The organism is Frankia sp. AgKG'84/4 (genome assembly GCF_023242965.2).
Taxonomy (GTDB): Bacteria; Actinomycetota; Actinomycetes; order Frankiales; family Frankiaceae; genus Frankia.
Genome location: NZ_JALKFU020000461.1, coordinates 1 through 4,310, shown reverse-complemented (window position 1 = coordinate 4,310; position 4,310 = coordinate 1). Strand labels below are relative to the sequence as shown.

Annotated in this window: 5 protein-coding genes; 1 reads left to right on the top strand and 4 read right to left on the bottom strand. The window is 69.8% G+C overall.

Annotated elements, in window-relative coordinates; genetic code table 11:
* Positions 1-585: FG-GAP repeat domain-containing protein (locus MXD58_RS21265; protein ID WP_250609794.1), on the top strand; the 585-nt coding region annotated here is incomplete at its 5' end.
* Positions 586-666: 81 nt separating this feature from the next.
* On the opposite strand, the gene MXD58_RS21260 is transcribed toward MXD58_RS21265, so the two are convergent.
* The 4 genes from MXD58_RS21260 to MXD58_RS21245 form a co-directional block, all read right to left on the bottom strand.
* On the bottom strand, positions 667-1,344 hold the full coding sequence (locus tag MXD58_RS21260) for a uracil-DNA glycosylase (protein WP_248840747.1): 678 nt from the start codon (positions 1,342-1,344) through the stop codon (positions 667-669).
* Between the two features lie 158 nt (positions 1,345-1,502).
* Positions 1,503-2,351, bottom strand: a complete 849-nt coding sequence (locus tag MXD58_RS21255) for a hypothetical protein (RefSeq protein ID WP_248840748.1) — start codon at positions 2,349-2,351, stop codon at positions 1,503-1,505.
* Between the two features lie 372 nt (positions 2,352-2,723).
* On the bottom strand, positions 2,724-3,146 hold the full coding sequence (locus tag MXD58_RS21250) for a hypothetical protein (protein ID WP_248840749.1): 423 nt from the start codon (positions 3,144-3,146) through the stop codon (positions 2,724-2,726).
* An 801-nt stretch (positions 3,147-3,947) separates the two neighbouring features.
* Positions 3,948-4,310: type II toxin-antitoxin system VapC family toxin (locus MXD58_RS21245; RefSeq protein ID WP_250609793.1), on the bottom strand; the 363-nt coding region annotated here is incomplete at its 5' end.

Below are 4,310 nucleotides of genomic sequence, written 5' to 3'. Positions count from 1 at the left end.
ACGCCGCACGGTTCGCCGCCCGCGACCCGGCCGGCGCGCGACGGCGACGTCGACGGTGACGGCCGGTCCGACACGCTGAGCGTCGCGGGTGGGCAGCGGCTCGTCGCCCACTATTCCGGCGGCGGATCGGACAGCGTCGTCCTGCGGGCCGGCGATCGCGCCGGTCTGCGTGTCCTCGGCGCCGCCGACGCGGACTCCGACGGGCACGCCGAGGTGTTCGTCCAGCTCGACCAGGCGGCATCGCAGCAGCTCACCACCGTATTCAGGTACGTCGACGGGCATCTGCGACAGGTGAGCCTCAACGGCCAGCCGGCGACCCTGCCCTACGGCGGCTCGACCGGGTATGTCACCTCCTGGTCTTGCCGGCCCGCCAGCTCACCGGGCACCGCGCTCGCGACCGCCGCCGGACCGAGCACCGGGCCCAACGTCTACGCGCTCACCCTGACCTACTACCGGTTCGACGGCGAACGGCTCGTGCCCCTGCGGAGCACGACCGCCGCGCCGGCCGCGCTCGACGCGCTGCCCTTCGAGCACGACACCGTGTCCGGTCAGCCCGGTTGCGGCTCGGTGCGCCCAGGTCCATGACCGTCCACCGCAGGCGTGGCCGATGGCGGCGCCACCGCGGTGCCGCTGTCTGCCCTGCGCTGCCGGCGTGCGGCTCACCCGTCAGGACAGGGTCCAGTCGACGGGTTGGGCGCCCTGGCGAAGCAGGAGGTCGTTGGCCCGGCTGAACGGCCGGGAACCGAAGAAACCGCGATCCGCCGAACGCGGCGACGGGTGGGCGGACTCGATCGTCGCCGTGCCGTCCAGGAACGGGCGCAGGCTGCGCGCGTCGGCGCCCCACAGAATGGCCACCAGCGGCTTGCCCCGCGCGGCCAGGGCCCGGATCGCCTGCTCGGTGATCTGCTCCCAGCCCTTGTTGCGGTGCGCGCCGGGCTGGCGCGGCGCCGTCGTCAACGCCCTGTTCAGCAGCAGCACGCCCTGGCTCGTCCACGGGGTGAGGTCACCGTTGGAGGGCCTGGGGACGCCGGTGTCGGCGCACAGCTCCTGGAAAATGTTGAGCAGACTGCCCGGCAGCCTGCGCACCTCCGGAGCCACCGCGAAGCTGTAACCGATGGCCATGCCCGGCGTCGGATAGGGATCCTGCCCGACGATCAGCACCCGCACCTCGTCGAACGGCTGCTGGAAGGCCCGCAGCACGTGCGGGCCCGCCGGTAGGTAGGTGCGACCCGCCGCGATCTCGACGCGCAGGAAGTCGCCCATGGCCGTGATCCGCTCGGCCACCGGTTCGAGGGCCTGCACCCAGCCTGGTTCGACAAGGTCCCGCAGTGATTGCGCCGGCATGGCAGATCAGCCTACGTCCCGCCGGACCGCCGAACGACGGCAGGCGGCGGAGGACGCGCCGCAGGCGATGCCGCCTCGGCTGTCCGACCTCCGCCTCCCGGCCTCGACCTATCGAAATGCTGCCTGCGGAGCTTGTCCGGGGGGTGAGCTGGGATGGATCAGGAGTAGACGTGGACGGTGACGTTACTCAACGTCGCGTCACCCGCCTGCGCGGCGGCCTTGCAGATGTTCACCTGCACCACCCTGTTCGCGCCGTCGACGACGTTGAAGCAGTAGATGGACGCCTTCGCGTCGCCGCCCCGGACGACGACGTTGATCCCGTGGCGGGTCGAGGAGGTGCCGTCCGCGTTGCGGCTGACGACGTCGACGTTGTGCAGGTTCCAGACCCCACCGACGCCGGAGCCGTCGCAGTTGTCCTGCAACTTGCCGGGATCGGAGTTCACATTGTGGCACTCGGCGCCGGCTCCGCCGGACTGCGGCAGCGCGACGGCCAGGCTGCCGATCTTGCGACTGCTGGTGGATCCGTCGCCGCGATGGCTGACCAACGTGACGTTGTCGAGCCGGGGCTGGCCGCCGTGCCCGTTCGACGAGCACTCGTTGAGCTGACGGCCGCCGGATGACGCGGCGAGCCGGTGCCGGGCGCACGTGTCAACGGCGACCGATGCCGTTGCGCCGCCGACCATCCTGGCCAGGACATCGTCGTCGCCGTTGCCACCGCTGCGCGGCAGGGTGATCTCGACGTCGTGCAGATTCACACTGCCGCCGTCCGCCTTCGCGTTGCACCGGCTGCGCTGGAGCGTGAGATGCTGCCGCGCGGCCAGGGTCTGCGCCTCGGCGACGTTGCCGCAGACCACAGAACTGTCCGCGGCACCCCCGACAATGTTGATGTCCGCGTCCGCGGCGGAGCTGGCGGCCGCCGTCACTCCGATGAACGCGACGCTCAGCAGCGGGGCGAGAGCCGCCGCGGCCATCACCGCACGCAGCCGGGTGAGCGCAGGTACGCCCATGTGTCGTCCTCTCCGAGGCCGCCGTTGGCGTTTCACCGCCGGTGACGCGGGAGGGTCCTTGCCGGCCGGACTCCCCGGCAACGACGAACCCGTTCGTCCCCGGCCGGATATCCGCCAACCCGGCCTCACCGCACGTAGGTTGAAAGTCTGGAATCGGCCGCCCCGCACGGTTATCCCCCGCGTTCCGCGGACGGGCGTCCCGAACCTCCGGAATGTCGATATTTTCGGCCCACTTGCCCGTAGATCATGGATTGACAGATCGTCGAGGTGGTGGGAGAGCGGGATCCGAAGACGCGTCCAGGCGGGTGTGAGAACGGGCAGCCACACCCGCCTGACGCCGGATCAGCCGCTTAGATGTTCGCCTTCAGTCGTTCAGGTGCTCGACTGAACGACGGTCACATCGACGTTGTCCAGGGTGACATTCCCGCCGGTGGCCGTGGCACTGTTCCGGCAGGTGTTGACCTGGCTCACGGTCGCGGTGCCCTGCACGTAGTTCACGCAGGCCGCCACGGCGGTCGAGTCGCCGCCGGTGATGTTGACCGTCGCGTTGTTGTACGCCCGTCCGGGCCGGTTGCTCTCCTGGTCGACGAACAGGCTGACGTTGTGCAGCTGGACGTTGCCACCGGAAGCATCCGCGATGTTGCGGCAGAAGTTCGCCTGGGGGTGCAGGTTGTGGCGCGCGGATACCCGGGCGTAGTTGAGACAGCCGGCCAGGGACGACGCGCTGCCGCCCTGGATGTTGATCCTTGCATCGTTGTAACTCGCGGGGGCCGCGAAGGCCGGCGCAGCACTCATGACTGCGAACGAGGCCGCGAACGCCACAGCCGTTCCGCGCGCGGCGCGCCTAAAACCATTGACCTTCATAAGAGGATTCCCTTTCGGTCCGGTACCGGTGAGCGTCGCCTCCCCAGGGCGACGACGCCACGATTTCTGGAACACGTCGCCTGGCAGGTCTCCTCGCGGTTCCCCATTGGGCGAGCGGCGCCCAAGGTAACCATTCGGATACGCGCCGTCCAAGCATTCGGGGCCGCGTGGCGCGGCGCGGCGCGACTCGGAGTGACCGGCCGGTGATCCAATTTCGCGCAGGTGCGATCAATGCACCCGTCATCGCCGCGCTAAGCATTTATATAAGGCGGGTGATCGCGGTATCAGCTCACCGCCATCCACCGGTTATCTCCTGGATGGCGGGCCGATTGTCGCGACGGCTGCGGGCATCTGGCGATCGGCTATCAGTCGGCGGCGACGCGCACACCGCCCCGCCGGCACCGCCGGCCGAGGTGTCGGGTTGACGACAGGCCGGCGGACGCGGTGCGGAGGCCCCCTTCGCGGCGCCTGGCGCCCAGCGCCGCCGACAGTGGTCTGGCCGGGCGTCGCGATTCAGAACGCGCTTCGCGAGTCGGTCGCCTACCCGTGCCCGAGGCACGGCCGCTCCGCCCGTTCGGCCCTCCCCGTCACGCGCGGAGAAAGCATGTCCCCCCGCAGTCACGATCTCCATGCTCGTACGAGCACGGAGGACAAGACGCCGAAGAGAGCAGGACGAACGGAGATCAGGCGAGACCCTGCACCAGTGGGCCTCGAGCGGCCCTGCGGATCAGATCAAGTGCCTTCGTGTGGCACTGCTGGCCGCGTGACCGGGATGACGGTCACCAGCTTCTCCAGCCCGGCGTAGACGCTGGGATTGGTGGTGAACAACGGCAGACCTTCCGCGACCGCCGTGGCGGCAATCATGAGGTCCGCGACGCGACGGCGCGGCTGGCGACCGGCGGCCACGACAGCGGCGGACAGGCGGCCGTAGGCTCGGGCCGCCTCGGCGTCGAACGGGACCGGATCGAACTCGCTCTCGACCCGCTGGAGTGTCTCCATGCGCCGGGCGCGTTCCCCATGTTCGTCGTAGCGGCACTGTTCGTCGTAGCGGCACTGTTCGTCGTAGCGGCACTGTTCGTCGTAGCGGCACTGTTC

Bases quoted from the DNA above. Each gene is read 5' to 3' on its own strand.
- MXD58_RS21260 (WP_248840747.1), bottom strand. From the start codon at position 1,344: ATGCCGGCGCAATCACTGCGGGACCTTGTCGAACCAGGCTGGGTGCAG.
- MXD58_RS21255 (WP_248840748.1), bottom strand. From the start codon at position 2,351: ATGGGCGTACCTGCGCTCACCCGGCTGCGTGCGGTGATGGCCGCGGCG.
- MXD58_RS21250 (WP_248840749.1), bottom strand. From the start codon at position 3,146: ATGAGTGCTGCGCCGGCCTTCGCGGCCCCCGCGAGTTACAACGATGCA.